Annotated in this window: 14 protein-coding genes; 3 read left to right on the top strand and 11 right to left on the bottom strand. The window is 71.0% G+C overall.

The annotated features are described in order from the left end of the window. Positions 1-8: 8 nt before the first annotated feature. The 4 genes from ACFYPM_RS01825 to ACFYPM_RS01810 all read right to left on the bottom strand — a co-directional run bounded on the left by ACFYPM_RS01825 (position 9) and on the right by ACFYPM_RS01810 (position 5,054). Entirely contained in the window at positions 9-2,039 is a 2,031-nt protein-coding gene (locus tag ACFYPM_RS01825) for a DUF5941 domain-containing protein (protein ID WP_387190156.1), read from the bottom strand. Further along, complete coding sequence (locus ACFYPM_RS01820) at positions 2,036-2,782, bottom strand: ABC transporter ATP-binding protein (RefSeq protein WP_357251932.1); 747 nt, start codon at positions 2,780-2,782, stop codon at positions 2,036-2,038. The genes ACFYPM_RS01825 and ACFYPM_RS01820 overlap by 4 nt, the downstream gene beginning before the upstream one ends. Before the next feature lies 1 nt (position 2,783). Then, entirely contained in the window at positions 2,784-3,611 is an 828-nt protein-coding gene (locus ACFYPM_RS01815) for an ABC transporter permease (protein ID WP_387190153.1), read from the bottom strand. A 72-nt stretch (positions 3,612-3,683) separates the two neighbouring features. Continuing rightward, entirely contained in the window at positions 3,684-5,054 is a 1,371-nt protein-coding gene (locus tag ACFYPM_RS01810; protein ID WP_387190151.1) for an L-serine ammonia-lyase, read from the bottom strand. Between the two features lie 783 nt (positions 5,055-5,837). Between ACFYPM_RS01810 and ACFYPM_RS01805 the strand changes: the two genes are divergently transcribed. Next, the gene (locus ACFYPM_RS01805) at positions 5,838-6,047 is read left to right on the top strand and encodes a PspC domain-containing protein (RefSeq protein WP_088951236.1); all 210 of its coding nucleotides are present in this window, start codon (positions 5,838-5,840) and stop codon (positions 6,045-6,047) included. A 750-nt stretch (positions 6,048-6,797) separates the two neighbouring features. On the opposite strand, the gene ACFYPM_RS01800 is transcribed toward ACFYPM_RS01805, so the two are convergent. The 7 genes from ACFYPM_RS01800 to pdxH all read right to left on the bottom strand — a co-directional run bounded on the left by ACFYPM_RS01800 (position 6,798) and on the right by pdxH (position 12,916). Further along, a complete protein-coding gene (locus ACFYPM_RS01800) occupies positions 6,798-7,646 on the bottom strand; it encodes a DUF4230 domain-containing protein (protein ID WP_387190148.1) in 849 nt (282 codons plus the stop codon). 99 nt (positions 7,647-7,745) lie between these two features. Next, on the bottom strand, positions 7,746-8,909 hold the full coding sequence (locus ACFYPM_RS01795; RefSeq protein ID WP_387190146.1) for an acyl-CoA dehydrogenase family protein: 1,164 nt from the start codon (positions 8,907-8,909) through the stop codon (positions 7,746-7,748). A gap of 44 nt (positions 8,910-8,953) precedes the next feature. After that, a complete protein-coding gene (locus ACFYPM_RS01790; protein WP_357251917.1) occupies positions 8,954-9,259 on the bottom strand; it encodes a type II toxin-antitoxin system VapB family antitoxin in 306 nt (101 codons plus the stop codon). A gap of 188 nt (positions 9,260-9,447) precedes the next feature. After that, positions 9,448-10,050 carry a nitroreductase family protein gene (locus tag ACFYPM_RS01785; RefSeq protein ID WP_387190144.1) on the bottom strand — a complete coding sequence of 201 codons (603 nt, stop codon included), beginning with the start codon at positions 10,048-10,050 and terminating at the stop codon, positions 9,448-9,450. Continuing rightward, entirely contained in the window at positions 10,050-10,979 is a 930-nt protein-coding gene (locus ACFYPM_RS01780) for an aldose 1-epimerase family protein (RefSeq protein ID WP_387190141.1), read from the bottom strand. The genes ACFYPM_RS01785 and ACFYPM_RS01780 overlap by 1 nt, the downstream gene beginning before the upstream one ends. 18 nt (positions 10,980-10,997) lie before the next feature. After that, the gene (locus ACFYPM_RS01775; RefSeq protein ID WP_387190138.1) at positions 10,998-12,293 is read right to left on the bottom strand and encodes an MFS transporter; all 1,296 of its coding nucleotides are present in this window, start codon (positions 12,291-12,293) and stop codon (positions 10,998-11,000) included. Continuing rightward, on the bottom strand, positions 12,290-12,916 hold the full coding sequence (pdxH, locus tag ACFYPM_RS01770; protein WP_387191420.1) for a pyridoxamine 5'-phosphate oxidase: 627 nt from the start codon (positions 12,914-12,916) through the stop codon (positions 12,290-12,292). The genes ACFYPM_RS01775 and pdxH overlap by 4 nt, the downstream gene beginning before the upstream one ends. Before the next feature lie 280 nt (positions 12,917-13,196). On the opposite strand from pdxH, the gene ACFYPM_RS01765 reads away from it, so the two are divergent. Both ACFYPM_RS01765 and serC read left to right on the top strand, forming a co-directional pair. Continuing rightward, a complete protein-coding gene (locus tag ACFYPM_RS01765) occupies positions 13,197-14,303 on the top strand; it encodes a citrate synthase 2 (protein ID WP_387190136.1) in 1,107 nt (368 codons plus the stop codon). A gap of 203 nt (positions 14,304-14,506) precedes the next feature. Beyond that, positions 14,507-15,634 (top strand): phosphoserine transaminase, encoded by a 1,128-nt coding sequence (gene serC, locus ACFYPM_RS01760; protein WP_387190134.1) that lies wholly within the window; start codon positions 14,507-14,509, stop codon positions 15,632-15,634. The last annotated feature ends 127 nt before the right edge of the window (positions 15,635-15,761 follow it).

The following is a 15,761-nucleotide window of genomic DNA, read 5'->3' as shown; positions in this document are numbered from 1 at the left end:
TCCCTCCGTCAGCGTGGCGCGGCACCTCCGGCGCTCACCGGCGCGACAAGCGCCCGCGCGCTACGGGCCGGTCGGACGAACCAGGCCAGGACGACGCTCACCACGAAAAGCACGAGAAGGTACGCACCGAGTGTAGCCAGCCCGATACCCGCCATGCCGGCAATCGCCGCGAGGGCCAGCAGCACCGACCGTCCCTCCCAGCCCAACGTGGCCGCGTGCAGCGGTGGTGCCGCCTGCCGCTTCTCCAGCCGGGCGGTCAGGTCGTAGTGGTGCACGGTGAGCACGAAGACGTACCCGAAGATCAACCAACCTGGTACGTCGCCGACCACGCCCACCGCGATGGCGAACAGGTACTCGGCCGCCCGCAGCGCCGCCGGCACCAGCCAGTCCAACGGCCCGTTGTGCGCCGCCCCGGCACCCAGACCGCCGGCCAGCAGCACCAGCAGCGCCACCGGCACCGCCCAGCGCAGCCCGCCCGACGCATCCCCCAGCAGCGCGACGATTAGCAGCACCGCCGGGCCGAGCGCGGCGAGCACCGCAAGGGTGAGCGGCCCCATCGGGCGGACCACGGGCAGCCGCCGGGCCAACGGCCCGTCGTCGCGGTGCAGGGTGGCATCGACCGTGTCCAGCACCGGCACCCACATCCAGCGGGCGCGCAGCGTCCGCAGAGCCCCGGTGTACGCGAACGCCAGCACCCCCCAGACCAGCACCGCGATCAGGCTGACCAGCGGATTGAACAGCGCCACGGTCACCGCGATCAACGCCCAGCGCTCACCGATCGGGAAGACCACCGTGCGCTTGAGCCAGTACGACACCGAGCCGGTGTCCGCCTGCACCCGGGTCGACGCCGCGTTCAACCGGTCGCCGATGCCGCCGCTGGCGCCCGCCGCCGCCCGGGGTCGGCGGGCTGCCTCGTCGTGCAGCACCCCGTACCAGGTGTCGGTCATGTGCCGGACGGTCTGCAACGTCATCGCGGCGATCGCCAACGCCCAACCGTTGCCCAACCCGGCGTGACTCACCCCGAAGCCCAAGCCGGCGTAGACCAGGTATTCCTTGGCGCGGTCCGCCATGGTGTCCAGCCAGCCGCCCCAGGCGCTGAAGTGCCGGGTGTAGCGGGCCAACTGGCCGTCCACGCAGTCCAGCACGAAGCCGAGATAGAGCAGTACCGCGCCGCCGACCAGGGCGGGTCGCCCGCCGACCCCGAACAGCACCGCCGCGGCCAGCGCGAACAGCACCGAGATCGCCGTCACCCCGGTCGGGGTGAGCCGGAGCCGGGCCGACAGCCGGACCACGTACGGCGACCAGGTGCTGACGAAGTAGGTGGAGAAGAAGTCGTCCTTCTCCTTGACCGACAGCCGCAGCTCGGCCCGGTCCTCGTCGACAGCGGTAACCGCGGCTTCGGCAGCCGCCAACCCGGATGCGTCCGTAACCCGGTGCGCGACGAGCAGGCGTACCCGCTGGGCGAAGATCAGGGTGCCGAGCGCCGCGAGACCCGCGACGAGCCGGTCCACGGCGGAGGAGGGGACGCCGTGCCCGGCTCCCCCGGCAGCCGGCAGCGGCGACACGTCGCCGACCGCACCGATCGGGAGCACCCCGGACGCGGCGGCGCGGGCGGCGGCGGCAAGCGTCGGCAGGTCGTCCACACCGACCCGCAGCGCGCCACCGAACACACCGGTGGCGTCGCCGTCGAGGGCCTCCAGCGGGCCGGCGTCCACCACCTGGCCGCGTTCCTCCCGCACAGCGGTCCGACCGGGCACCGGCGGGTCGGTGAGCACCAACGCCACCGTCGGCCCGACCGGGCTGGTGGCCAGGTGCCGCAGCACGGCCGTGTGGGCGACCAGGTCGGCGCCGGTGATCAGCAGTGGGCCGGCGGCGGCGTCGACAAGCGCGGCCAGCTCGTCGAGGTCGCCGGCGAACCGCACCTCGTCCGCGCCGGCCCGGCGCAGTTGGGCGGCCAGCCGCTCGGTCAGGAGCTCGCCGGTCGACGTGGTCAGGCCCGCCGCGGGCGTCCCGGCGGCGAGCACGATCGCGAGCGTCACCGCGGAACCGCGGCGTGGTATGCGTCGAGCGCCTCGGCGATGGTGCCGTCGAGCGTCAACCGGCCCGCGTCGAGGTACAACCCCCGACGGCAGAACCGGGTCAGGTCCTTTTCGTTGTGTGACACCAGCACCAGCGTGCGCCCCTCCCCGAGCAGACGATCAATCGTCGCGTAGCACTTCTTGCGGAACTCCGCGTCTCCGACCGCGGTCACCTCGTCCATCAGCAGGATCGGGTGCGGCAGGTGCGAGATGATCGCGAAGCCCAGCCGCACCTTCATCCCCGACGAGTAGTGCCGCACCGACGTGTCGATGGCACCCTGCACCTGCTCACCGGCGAACTCGACGATCTCGTCGAAGTGCCGCTTCAGGTAGCCCGTCGACAGCCCGTGCAGCCCACCGACCAGGTGCAGGTTCTCCCGTCCGGTCAGGTCGTTGGCGAAACCGGCGGACAACTCCAGCAACGGCGCCACCGCGCCGTGCACCCGGATGCTGCCCTCGTCCGGGATGAGCACCCCGGCGATCAGCCGCAGCAGGGTGCTCTTGCCGGTACCGTTGCGGCCGATCACCCCGACCGTCTCGCCCGGCTCGACGGTGAACGACACGTCGCGCAGCGGCCAGAACTGGCCGGGCAGGGCGCCGCGCCCGCCCCGGTGGATGAACAACTCCCGCAGCCGCAGCTGCCGGCGACGGTTGCGGACGAACCGGATGCCCAGGCCGTCGGCCTCGATGATCGGCGCGGCCACGTCAGAGTTCCTTGAGCACGGCGGGTTCCAACCGACGGAACGACCACCAGCCGGCGGCCAGCACCAGCACGCTGCCGACGACGGTCGTGGCGAGCAGTCGGGCGTTCGGGAACTCGTCCGGGTACCAGATCGCGTGGTGCAACTGGAAGATCCCGACCAGCGGGTTCAGCTCGTACACCAGCTTCAGCCAGCCGGGCAGCTCGGACTCCCGGACCAGGCTGAGCGGATAGATGATCGGCGTGGCGTAGAAGAGCACCCGAATGATCAGCCGCAGGAACCGTTCCACGTCGCGCATCAACACGTTCCACGCGGACAGCAGCAGGGCCAGCCCGGTCAACAGGACGGCCTGGACGGCCACCGCGAGCGGCAGGGCGAGCAGCGACCAGCCCGGGTGGATCCGACCGTGCACCGCGTAGATCACCGCGATGGCGATCAGGATCGGCAGGCCGGCGGCGTACTCGGCGAACCGGCCGGTGACCCGGCCGATCGGGAAGACCTGCCGCGGCACGTTCATCGTGGTGATCAACCGGGACTGGCCGGTCAGCGCGTTCGTCGCCTCGCTCAGCGCCGAACTGGTCCACATCCAGGCGAAGATCCCGGTGATCAGGAACAACGGGTACGACCCGGCCGCCTCGCCCAGATGCCGGCCGGTGTCGGAGGAGTAGAGCACCCCGAACACGAACCAGTAGATGGCGCCCATGCCGAGCGGCTCGATCAACGACCAGAAGTAGCCGAGCACCGACTGCTGGTACTTGACCGCCAGATCCCGTCGGACCAGGATACGCAGCGAGTTGCGGTGCGACCACAACGCCGCGACGCCAGAGGTCACCGCGAGCCTCCCGCCTCCTGAAACGGACGACAGGTTAGCAGTCGGTGAACGAATGCCCCGAATCCGCCGGACTCAACACTCGATCACGTTGACGGCCAGACCGCCACGCGCCGTCTCCTTGTACTTGACCTTCATATCGGCGCCCGTCTCCCGCATGGTCTTGATGACCTTGTCCAACGACACCTTGTGCACACCGTCGCCGCGCAGCGCCAGCCGGGCGGCCGTGATCGCCTTGATGCTAGCCACCGCGTTGCGCTCGATGCAGGGGATCTGGACCAGGCCACCCACCGGGTCACAGGTCAACCCGAGGTTGTGCTCCATCCCGATCTCGGCCGCGTTCTCCACCTGCTCCGGGGTGCCGCCGAGCACCTCGGCCAGCCCGGCCGCCGCCATCGAGCACGCCGAGCCCACCTCACCCTGGCAGCCGACCTCCGCGCCGGAGATCGACGCGTTCTCCTTGAACAGCACGCCGATCGCGCCGGCCGTCAGCAGGAACCGCACCACACCATCGTCATTGGCGCCCGGAACGAACCGGGTGTAATAGTGCAAAACCGCCGGAATGATCCCGGCCGCGCCGTTCGTCGGCGCCGTGACCACCCGGCCACCGGCCGCGTTCTCCTCGTTGACCGCGAGGGCGAACAGCGTCACCCAGTCCATCGCGTGCAGCGGGTCGGCCGTCCCGGCGTCCGCCTCCAGGCCACGCCGCAGCTCCGCCGCCCGCCGCCGAACCTTCAACCCACCAGGGAGTACGCCGTCGCGCTCACAGCCGCGCTCCACGCACTCCCGCATCACCCGCCAGATCTCCAGCAAGCCGGCCCGGATGTCCGCCTCGCTGCGCCAGGAACGCTCGTTGGCCAGCATCACCTCGCTGATCGACAGACCGGTGGAGGTGGTGATGTCGAGGAGCTGCCCCCCGGTCAGGAAGGGATAGCGCACCCGCGTGCTGTCCGGCTTGATCCGGTCCGCGCCGGCCGCGGCCTCGTCCACCACGAACCCACCACCGACGGAGTAGTAGGTGCGGCTGCGCACCTCGGCACCCTTGTGGTCGTACGCCGCGAAGGTCATCCCGTTCGGGTGGTACGGCAGCGAACGACGGCGGTGCAGGGTCAGGTCCCGATCCGGGTCGAAGTCGATCTCGTGCGCGGCCAGGATGCTGATCCGCCGCTCGGCCCGGATCCGCTCGACCCGAGGACCGATGCTGTCCGTGTCGACCGTCTCCGGCGACTCGCCCGCCAACCCGAGCAACACCGCCGGACCACTGCCGTGGCCGTGCCCGGTGGCACCCAACGAGCCGAACAGCTCAGCCTGCACCCGTGCGACGTCGGAGAGCAGTCCGTCGGCCTTGAGCCCGGCAACAAACGTCCGCGCGGCCCGCATCGGCCCCACCGTGTGCGAGCTGGACGGCCCGATACCGACGCTGAAGAGGTCGAAAACACTGATCATGGCTGCGCTTCCTCGCCGTCGTCCCGGCGTACGGGACCCGGCCGCCCCAGGACCGCCGGTCTGGCAGCCCTGCTCGTGACAACCGGGGTATGAGTTCCGGCCGCCGGGGTGTGGGTGGCCGATCTGTCAGCCTACCCGCCCAGCTCAACGCCCCACCCGACCACCGGGAGTGTGCACCTGCCCGCCACCCCACCGCCACCCCCCGCCCGCCCGCCCGCCACGACCACCCCGCAGCCCCGCCCCCCGCCCCGCCCCCCGCCCCCCGCCCCGCCCCCCGCCCCGCGCTCGATCCTGGTTGTCAACACCGTTGCGTCAGGCGGAATGACTGCTCATCAACCAAGCCTGCATCGCGATCTTGCACTTCCTGCCCCGACATTAGTTTTCAATCCCGCCTAAATCGGCGACAGAAAGTGCAAGATCGGCGCGATTCTTCTGCTCGACGTGGCTTGCTCTACAAGCCCCGACAGTCAGCAGCGGGTTGACCCGTCGGCCACAGCCCCAACGCAACGGCGTTGTCCTGGTGGTAGTGCTCTCCTTCGATCCTCGATGCCCCTACAACCAGGATCGAGCGGGATGTTCGCCTGGTTTGCACGGACGACGTTGCCGACGGACGCGGCGGGCGGCGGCAGGCGAGCTCAGGGAGGCGTCAGCGAGGGGCTGCCCGGGTAAAGCACCTACGGGTCCACGGGTCGCCGCTCATCCTCGGGACGGAGGGCGAGGTGGCCACCCCCTTCTACCGTGGATTGCAGACGCGGCGCACCGCCGCAGAGTGGGAGTACGACGATGAGTCGCAAACTGGTCCGGCCCCGCGAGGGGCGCATGCTCGCCGGTGTCTGCGCCGGCCTTGGTCGACGGTTCGGCATGTCCGCCGGGATGGTCCGGCTGCTGTTCCTGCTGTCCCTGCTGCTGCCTGGCACCCAGGTGATCGTCTACCTGGTCCTCTGGGTGCTCATGCCGAACGAGGACCGCTACCTGGCCTCCACCCAGCACTGACGCTCGCCGCACACCGCCCGCGTCCGGGGCCACATCGCGTCCGGAAGGCCACCACACCATGATCGTGGTGGCCTTCCGCGAAGCCGAAGCCCGCCGGTCTGCAAGGTTGGCGCCGTGCCGACCCACCGACGCCCTCCAAACGCCACCCCAACCCGCCTCACCCAGGCTGTGCGGCAGCAACTTCGGTGAAGTTGCTGCCGCACGAGCGGCGGAGGCAGCACCATCCCTGAGGTTGCGCGGATCTTGAGCATGGGAGGGGTCGGGGATAGGCGGAGACGCGGCACGCCCGCCCACGCCAATACCCCACGCCAGCACGCCCCCATGGGCACCCATGCCCGGTCCACACCCGCCTGCCCGACCACGCACGCACCGCCCCAATTTGCGCGCTCACACGCACCCGCCTGCCCGACCACGCACGCACCGCCCCATGAGCGCGCCACACACCACCCGCCTGCCCGATTACGCCCGCCGCCCCCACCGGCACGCCAGCACGGCCCACGCCAGCGCGCCAGCCGACGCCCGCACGCCCGCACGCCCGGCCCCCGGCGCACAGGGCACCCCCGACGGATGCCTTCTCGACCCAGCTGTAGATCCACTCGACATCGCTGATGGCGGGGTGTCCGAGGCATCGGGACACCCCGTTTCTGCTGATGTCGAGTGGATCATGACGGGAGCGGGCGGTGCCGGAAAACCGCGGCGCCCGCTCCGACGGAGGTCGGGGCGGGCGCTCGGCATTACGGAATCGCCAGGTCAGGGGGCCGTGTAGGTAACGGTGACCTGCTCATAGCCAAGGGATCGCAGCAGCCCTTCCAGCATCTTGCGGGTGTTCTCCTCGGCTCGCGCGGAGAGCCCGCTGTCCCGGGCGGCGGCGGTGATCCGTTCCTCCGCGAGTTGGTAGACCTGCTGCTGCCGGTTGGGGTCGTTGCCGACCAGGTCACCGAGCCGGTTGAGCAGACCGCGCTGCTCCGCGAAGACGTAGCTCTTCTCCATGTCGAGGTTTGTCTCGCCGAGCTGCGGCGCGGGCAGCTTGATCTCGACGGACTTGCCGTCGGCGGACCGGACGATGGCGCCGTCACTGATCTTGGTGAAGTCGACGTACGCCTCGATACTCCCGGCTCCGACGAACAGGGTGCGCTCGTTGAGCAGGAAGTCCGGCACGTTGCGCCTGTCGTTCTGGGTGTCGACGACGACCTGGAAGTTGCCCTCCGCGGCCACGTAGCGGCTGAGGTCCTGGATCGACTTCAGCAGGGGTGGCTGGCTGCGGTCGGTCTGCTCCTTGGCGAACGGGTTGCGGAACTCCGGCAGGAAGCCGGTCGCCTGGATGCCGAGCAATACCACCACGGCCAGCGCGGCGGCGCCGAGCAGCAGGAGCAGGCCGCGAGCGGCCCCACCACCACCGCCGTCGCCACCGGCCGTCGGGCCACCGGGAGGACCGGCCGGAGGGCCACCGGGCCCACCCGGACCGCCAGCACTTCCAAAGCCGCCCGGTGTATCGGTGGTCGGCTCGGGTGTAGTGGTCGACCGCTCCCGGAGATCGTCGCCGGTCGGGTAACCGGGGAACTCCCTCGTGGGCTCGTTGTTGCCAGCGTCGCGGGCCATCACGCTCACCGTCCTCGTCAGACACGTCGTCTGCCGATGACGGTACGGCCCCACTGCGACAGTCGCGCGTTGAGCGCCGGGACTGCGGATTCGGGCAGGTCAGGCGAACGCGGAGAGGCCGGTGAGCCGTTGCCCGACGACGAGCTGGTGAATCTCGGAGGTGCCCTCGTACGTCAGCACGCTCTCCAGGTTGTTGGCGTGCCGCATGATCGGGTATTCGCCGGAGACGCCGTTGGCGCCGAGGATGGTCCGGCACTGCCGGGCGATGGCCAGGGCCTCGCGGACGTTGTTCAGCTTGCCGACGCTCACCTGCTCGGGCCGCAGCCGGTGGGTGTCGGCGAGCCGACCCAGGTGCAGCGCGAGCAGTTGCCCCTTCACCAACTCGACGGCCATGTCGGCGAGCTTCGCCTGGGTGAGCTGGAAGCCGGCCAGCGGGCGGCCGAACTGGGTGCGGGTGGTGGCGTACGTCAGGGTGGTTTCCAGGCAGTCCCGGGCGGCGCCAATCGCGCCCCAGACAATGCCGTAGCGGGCTTCGGTGAGGCAGCTCAGCGGCGCCTTGAGCCCGACCGCCCCGGGTAGTTGGGCGTCCGCCGGGAGGCGGACGTCGTCGAGCACGATCTCACCGGTCACGGACGCGCGCAGCGACATCTTGCGGCGGATCTCCCGGGCCGTGACACCTGGCGTGTCCATGGGTACGGCGAAACCGCGCACGCCCTCGTCGGTGCGCGCCCAGATCACCGCGACGTCGGCGATCGGCGCGTTGGTGATCCACATTTTCCCGCCGGTGAGCAGCCAGTCGTCGCCGTCGCGGCGGGCCCGGGTGGTCATCGAGGCGGGGTCGGAGCCGTGGTCCGGTTCGGTCAGGCCGAAGCAGCCGATCGCCTCGCCGGTGGCCATGGACGGGAGCCAGTGTTGCTTCTGCTCCTCGCTGCCGTAGCGCCAGATGGCGTACATGGCGAGCGAGCCCTGCACGCTGACCAGGGAACGGAGGCCGGAGTCCCCGGCTTCCAGCTCCTGGCAGGCGAGTCCGTAGGCGACCGCGGACGCGCCGGCGCAGCCGTAGCCGCTCAGGTGCATGCCGAGCAGGCCGAGCTTGCCGAACTCGCGGGCCAGGTCCCGGGCGGGCACCTGGCCGTCCTCGTACCAGTCGGCGACGTGCGGACGCACCCGGTCGTCGACGAGTTGGCGGACGACGTCGCGGATCTGCCGCTCCTCCTCGCTGAGCGACTGGTCCAGGTCGAGCAGATCGAGCGGAGCGGTCATGGACGCCACCTTAACGAAGGTTCAGCGCGCGGAAGAAGGGCTCGTCACTCGATCGGTTCCGCGAGCACCAGCACCCGAGCGTGGATCTGGTTGCGCTGCTGCAGGGCGGCGCGCAACGCGCGGTGCAGCCCGTCTTCCAGGTAGAGCCCGCCGTTCCACTGCACGACGTGCGGAAAGAGGTCGCCGTAGAAGGTGGAATCCTCGGCGAGGAGCTTGTCCAGCGCCAACTCGCGCTTGGTGGTGATCATCTGATCCAGGCGCAGCGGACGGGGCGGGATCTCCGCCCACTGCTTCAGGGTCAGGTTGTGCTCCGGGTAGGGACGCCCGTCCCGGACCGCTCTGAAGATCACGACGGCACGCTCCCCTCCCCGTGGCCGGGCCGACCGACAGCGCCGAGCCGGGCCGCGGCGGGCACCGCGCGGCGCGGCACCGATGACCGTGCCAGCCTAGCCGCCCACTGCCGGCTGCGTTCTGCTCCCTGATGTCAGTTTCGCTACCGCTCGTCCGATCCTCAACCGGATGAACGGGACATTCATGCTCAGCTCCACCTGCCGCGCCGGACAACCTCGTCCACTCCCCGACGCCCACGGCGCAGCGATGGTGACCGATGGTCGGGTGCGCCGTAACCGATTGTGACGGCACCGATGGGTTGGTACTCGGTGGGCACGCCGAACGCGTCCCGGTAGCTGGCCAGCCGCTGCGGCGCGATGCCGAAGAAGCAGGCCCCCAGCCCTTCGTCCACGGCGGTGAGCAGCATCAGCAACGCCGCGAAGCCGGTGTCCACGTGCCAGTACGGCACCGGCCACCGATCGGTGGACCGGTCCGTCCAGCCCTTGTCCGGCTCGGCGTAGCGCCGCAGGTAGGCCGACTCGTTCGCGTGCGGTACCACGATCAGCGGCGCCCGGCGCATCCCGGCCAGCCAGCGCTCCCGTCCACCGCCGTCCGGGGTGGTGGCCGCCCAGAACCGCTCCCGGTCGGCCGGCTCCTCCAGCACCAGGAAGCCCCAGCCCTGGGCGAAGCCGGCCGACGGGGCACGGATCGCGTGGTCGAGCAGCCGGTCCACCACGTCGGGCGGAACGGGGCGGTCCGGGTCGTAGTTGCGCACCATCCGCCGACGCCGGACGACCTCGGCGAACTCCATCAGGCTCCGGGCCGGATGCCCCAGGCACCCCGCCAGGTCGTGCCGGGCTTGAGCGAGAGCAGGTCCCTCCCCGACCGGAACGCGTCCGGCGGGCAGGTCATCGGCTCGATCGCCACCGAACGGCGGTGCCGCACACCGGTGAGCGCGTCCCCGGTGAACACCTGCCACCAGCCGAACTCCGCATCGGCCCAGATGCTCACACCGGCCGAGGAGTCCGGGGCGGACAGGCTCACCGACGAGCCGCCGTCGGCGTCGCGGATCACCTCGCCGAAGCACAGGTCGAGCTCGGCGGCACCGATCCGGCGCGGGCTGGTCCAGTCGTACTCGGTGCCGGCCACCGGCGTCGCGCCCATCGGCAGCAGCCGGCCGTCGACGAGCATCCGGGTACGGGTCGGCAGCCGCATGACCAGGTCGTCGACCGCGACGCCCGGCAGTTGCAGGTACGGGTGCACGGAGAAGCCGAACGGCGCCGACTCGCCACCGATGTTCGTCACCTCGTGCTCGGCGCGCAGCCCGTCCGCGCCGACGCTCCACCGGCTGACCAGCCGCAACGGCCACGGGTAGCCGGGCTGCGGCGGCAGGTCGTAGCCGAGGGTCACGGCGTCCGCCGACTGCTCCAGCAACTGCCACGGCACCCAGTTGACCAGCCCGTGGATCGCGACGTGCCGCTCCGGCTCGGTCAGCGGGAGTTGGTGCGTCCGCTCGCCGAACGGGTAGCGGCCATCGCGGATCCGGTTCGGCCAGGGCGCCAGCACCTGTCCGGCGCAGCCGGGGCAGACCTCGTCGGTCTGGTAACCGTCGACCAGGTCGACACCGTCGTGCCGGTACGTCCGCAGCCCACCACCCACCTCCACGATGACGGCCTCGTGGCCGGCGGCAGAGATGGTCCACTGGGCGCCGGAGAACGCGCGCTGCTCGGGGCTTTCCATGTCGGCGACCCTAACCGGTCACGTCCGGTCGCCGCTCGACGCCGCCGCCCGGTAGCGCAGCAGCGCCGGGAACGCGACCGCGAGCACCACGACGAGCACCGCCGAGGCGAGTCCGCCGGCCACCCAGGCCACCCCGCCGCCGAACCCGGCGGCCATCGTTCCGGCCCGCAGATCGCCCAGCCGAGGACCACCGGCCACCACGACCGTGTTGACGCCCTGGAGCCGGCCGCGCATCCGGTCCGGTGCGTAGACAAGCATCATCGACTGGCGCAGCACCGCGCTGACCAGGTCCGCGGCCCCGGCCACGGCGAGCAGGAGGACCATCAGCCAGAGCTGGTGGGCGAGCCCGGCCGCGGCGATCGCGACTCCCCAGGCGACCACCGCTACCACCAGGCCGAGGCCCTGCCGGCGGAGCCGGCCGATCCAGCCGGAAGTCAACCCACCGATCATCGAACCGATCGCGATGGCGCTGTAGAGCAGGCCGACAGCTCCACCGCCGCCGAACCTCTCGTGGGCGATCTCCGGGAAGAGCGCGCGGGGCATGGCGAGGATCATCGCGATCAGGTCCACCCCGAAGGACAGCAGCAGCACCGGCGTCGTGGCCAGGTAGCGGAATCCGTCGACCACACTGGCCAGGCCGGCGCGACGGGGCTCACCGTCGGCGGTCGGCTCGGGCGGCAGCGCGGGCAGGCGCAGCGCCGCCCAGAGCATCGCGGTGAACAGCACCGCGTCCACCCCGTACGCGATGGGCAGCACGACTGTGGTGTCGGCCGAGGCGGAGAGGATCAGGCCGGCGGCGAGCGGGCCGGCGACCGAGGCCGCCGTGAAGGTCGTGTAGTTCAGGGTGCTGGCGGCCGGCACCAGGTCGTCCGGCACCAGGCGGGGCAGCATGGCGCTGCGGGCCGGCGAGGTGATCGCGAACGCCACCGACTGCAACGCCATCAACGCCAGCAGCAACACCGGGCTGCCCACGTTCAGCAGGGCCTGGACCAGCAGCCCGAGGGTGGACGCCCAGAGCAGGACCGACCCGCCGAGCAGCACGGCACGACGGTCGTGGGCGTCGGCGATCGCGCCACCCCAGAGCCCGAAGATCAGCAACGGTACGAAGGCGGCCACACCCAGCAGGCCCACCCAGAACGAGTCCCGGGTCAGGGCGTACATCTCCACCGGCACCGCGACGGCAGTGAACTGGAACCCGAACATCGCCACGGTGTTGCCGAGCCAGAGCCGCCGGTACGCGGGCACCCGCAGCGGACGTACGTCGATCGCCCAGCGGCGTGCTCCGCGCGGCCGGGCCTCCCGCACACCCGTCACGGCGCCAACCGCTCGACGGTCCAGCCACCCTCGTCGAGGCGGAAGCGGAGCCGGTCGTGCAACCGACCGGCCCGGCCCTGCCAGAACTCCACCGACTCGGGTCGGACCCGCAACCCACCCCAGTGCGGCGGGATCGGGATCTCCGCCTCGTCGGCGAACCGCTCGGCCACCTCCCGGTAGCTCTCCTCCAGCGCCGCCCGGTCCGGCACCACGCGGGACTGCGGGCTGGCCCAGGCGCCCAGTTGGGAGCCGCGCGGTCGGCTGGCGAAGTACGCCGCGCTCGTCGCGCGGTCGACCGGCTCGACCTGCCCGGCGATGACCACCTGCCGCTGCATGGGAAACCACGGAAAGACCAGGCTGGCGTATGGGTTGGCGGTCGCCTCGACGCCCTTGCGGGACCTGTGGTTGGTGAAGAAGACGAAGCCGTCCGGGTCGTACCCCTTGAGCAGCACCGTCCGACCGCTCGGCCGGCCAGCCGGGTCCGCGGTGCCCAGCACCATCGCGTTCACCTCGGGCAGCCCGAAGGCCACCGCGTCGGCGAACCAGGTGCCGAACTGGGTGTGCCAGTCGGCGGCCAGGTCAGCTTCGGTCAGGCCCAGGTCCGCGGCGTACTCGTTACGCATCGCGGCCGGGGCGGTTGTGTCGCCGGTCACGTCCCCACTCCTTTTCGGCAGGTCCGGCGGCGCCCTCCCGCGCTGGCCAGCCCGCACCGCCCAGTCTCACCGAGTCCGGCGGAGAATGCGCGTCCGGGGATGTCGTGTGCAGCACAGTCGCCGTGGGTCGCGTATCCGGTTGCTCAGCAGGCAAGATGTTCCGAACACATCCCTGCGGGTCGCCTAGGGCGCTCGGCCGACCGGGCCGGATGAGCCGACCGGGCACACCGACCAGATCCAGGAGAGCGACATGGCCGATTTCAAACCCGGGCTGGAGGGCGTCGTCGCCTTCGAGACCGAGATCGCCGAACCTGACCGTGAGGGCGGTGCGCTGCGCTATCGCGGAGTCGACATCGAGGATCTGATCGGCCAGGTGTCGTTCGGCAACGTCTGGGCACTGCTGGTCGACGGCCGGTTCGGGCCGGGCCTGCCGCCGGCGGAGCCGTTCCCGGTGCCGGTGCACTCCGGTGACATCCGCGTCGACGTGCAGTCCGCGGTCGCCATGCTCGCCCCGTACTGGGGTCTCAACCAGCTGCTGGACATCTCCGACGAGCAGGCCCGCGAGGACCTTGCCCGGGTTTCGGTGACCGCGCTCTCCTTCGTCGCCCAGTCGGCCCGGGGCCTCGGCCTGCCGGCGGTGCCGCAGAAGGAGATCGACAAGGCGCAGACCATCGTCGAGCGGTTCATGAAGCGGTGGCGCGGCGAGCCCGACCCGCGGCACGTCAAGGCGGTCGACGCGTACTTCATCTCGGCGGCCGAGCACGGCCTGAACGCCTCCACCTTCACCGCCCGCATCGTCGCCTCCACCGGAGCGGACGCGGCGGCCTGCATCTCGTCGGGCATCGGCGCCCTCTCCGGCCCGCTGCACGGTGGCGCGCCGTCCCGGGTGCTCAGCATGCTGGAGGCCGTGGAGCGCAGCGGCGACGCGGAGGGCTACGTCAAGGGCGTGCTCGATCGCGGCGAACGGCTGATGGGCTTCGGCCACCGGGTCTACCGGGCCGAGGACCCGCGCGCCCGTGTGCTCCGCCGCACGGCCAAAGATCTGGGCGCGCCGCGCTTCGAGATCGCCGAGGCGCTGGAGAAGGCCGCGCTCGCCGAGTTGCAGGCCCGCCGCCCGGACCGGGTGCTGGCCACCAACGTCGAGTTCTGGTCGGCCGTCGTGCTGGACTTCGCCGAGGTGCCCGCACACATGTTCACCTCGATGTTCACCTGCGCGCGGATGGGCGGTTGGAGCGCGCACATCCTGGAGCAGAAGCGCCTGCAACGGCTGGTCCGCCCGTCCGCCCGATACATCGGTCCGGAGCCGCGCAAGCCGTCCGGCGTCGAAGGCTGGGCCGCCATTCCGCACGGCGTCTGACCAGCCGCGTTGGGTCCCTCTGCCACGTCCGCCGTGGCGGAGGGGCGCTCCCGTGCGTCTACCGGTGGGCGCCGTCGAGGTGTGGCGAAGGACTCAGCCCCGCCCTCGGGGGCCCGGCTTGCACCGATGGGTCCGAGTGCGAGGATGAGGGCCGGCAGTGTCGCCGGGCCCGCCCTCGCCCTTGCGGAAGGATCTTCAAGACCGTGGCTGACGCACCGACCATCCGGATTCCCGATGACCTCAAGCCCGCCGACGGACGTTTCGGCTGTGGCCCGTCCAAGGTCCGCCCCGCGGCGGTGTCCGCATTCAGCGAGGTCGCCACCAGCTACCTGGGCACCTCACACCGGCAGCAGACGGTCCGCGACCAGGTGGCCCGGCTGCGCTCCGGCATCGCCGAGTTCTTCTCGCTGCCCGAGGGTTACGAGGTCGTGATCGGCAACGGCGGCACCACCGCGTTCTGGGAGGTCGCCACCTTCGGCCTGGTTCGCGACCGGGCCCAGTTCGCCAGCTTCGGCGAGTTCGGCGCCAAGTTCGCCAAGTCGGTGAAGGACGCGCCCTTCCTCGGTGAGCCGACCGTTCGCAAGGCCCAGGCCGGCAGCGCGCCCACCCTGGTCGCCGAGTCCGGCGTGGACACCTACGCGACTCCGCAGAACGAGACGTCGACAGGCGTGGCCGTCCCGATCAGCCGGGTTGCCGGGGCGGACGACGGCGCGCTGCTGCTCGTCGACGCGACCTCCGGCGCGGGTGGCCTGGACGTCAACGTCGGCGAGACCGACGTCTACTACTTCGCTCCGCAGAAGTGCTTCGGCTCCGACGGTGGTCTCTGGCTGGCTCTGATGTCACCGGCCGCGCTGGACCGTGCCGCCGAGATCAAGGCGTCCGGGCGCTACATCCCCGCCTTCCTCGACCTGGTCACCGCGATCGACAACTCGCGGCTGGAGCAGACCTACAACACCCCGGCGCTGGCCACCATCTTCCTGGCCGCCGAGCAGACCGACTGGATGAACGCGCAGGGTGGCCTGGCCTGGGCGGCCAAGCGCACCGCCGAGAGCGCCGCCACGGTGTACGGCTGGGCGGACCGGTCCAGCGTGGCCACCCCGTTCGTCACCGACCCGGCACTGCGTTCCAACGTGGTCGCCACGATCGACTTCGCCGACGGGGTGGACGCCACCGCTATCGCGAAGGCGTTGCGCGCCAACGGCATCGTGGACACCGAGCCGTACCGCAAGCTCGGCCGCAACCAACTGCGGATGGCGCTGTTCCCGGCAATCGAGCCTTCGGATGTCGAGGCGTTGACCGCGTCCATCGACTACGTCGTCGAGCGACTCTGATGTTCGTCACGGTCGGTGTTCGTGGGGGCCTCCACGGACACCGACCGTGATCATCGTTGCAGCTCAGTCGCGACATGCGGGGTGTCGCTTCCCCCACCCCGAGACAGATGCGCGTACGGTGGTCCGA

Source organism: Micromonospora sp. NPDC005203 (genome assembly GCF_042872705.1).
GTDB lineage: Bacteria > Actinomycetota > Actinomycetes > Mycobacteriales > Micromonosporaceae > Micromonospora.
The sequence above is the reverse complement of the archived record's forward strand: the minus strand, read 5'-3'. Positions and strand labels throughout refer to the sequence as shown.

Coding starts and splice junctions, on each gene's coding strand:
- ACFYPM_RS01780 (WP_387190141.1), bottom strand. CDS start 10,979: ATGGAAAGCCCCGAGCAGCGCGCGTTCTCCGGCGCCCAGTGGACCATC.
- ACFYPM_RS01810 (WP_387190151.1), bottom strand. CDS start 5,054: ATGATCAGTGTTTTCGACCTCTTCAGCGTCGGTATCGGGCCGTCCAGC.
- ACFYPM_RS01785 (WP_387190144.1), bottom strand. CDS start 10,050: ATGGAGTTCGCCGAGGTCGTCCGGCGTCGGCGGATGGTGCGCAACTAC.
- ACFYPM_RS01805 (WP_088951236.1), top strand. CDS start 5,838: ATGAGTCGCAAACTGGTCCGGCCCCGCGAGGGGCGCATGCTCGCCGGT.
- ACFYPM_RS01800 (WP_387190148.1), bottom strand. CDS start 7,646: ATGGCCCGCGACGCTGGCAACAACGAGCCCACGAGGGAGTTCCCCGGT.
- ACFYPM_RS01795 (WP_387190146.1), bottom strand. CDS start 8,909: ATGACCGCTCCGCTCGATCTGCTCGACCTGGACCAGTCGCTCAGCGAG.
- pdxH (WP_387191420.1), bottom strand. CDS start 12,916: ATGCGTAACGAGTACGCCGCGGACCTGGGCCTGACCGAAGCTGACCTG.
- ACFYPM_RS01765 (WP_387190136.1), top strand. CDS start 13,197: ATGGCCGATTTCAAACCCGGGCTGGAGGGCGTCGTCGCCTTCGAGACC.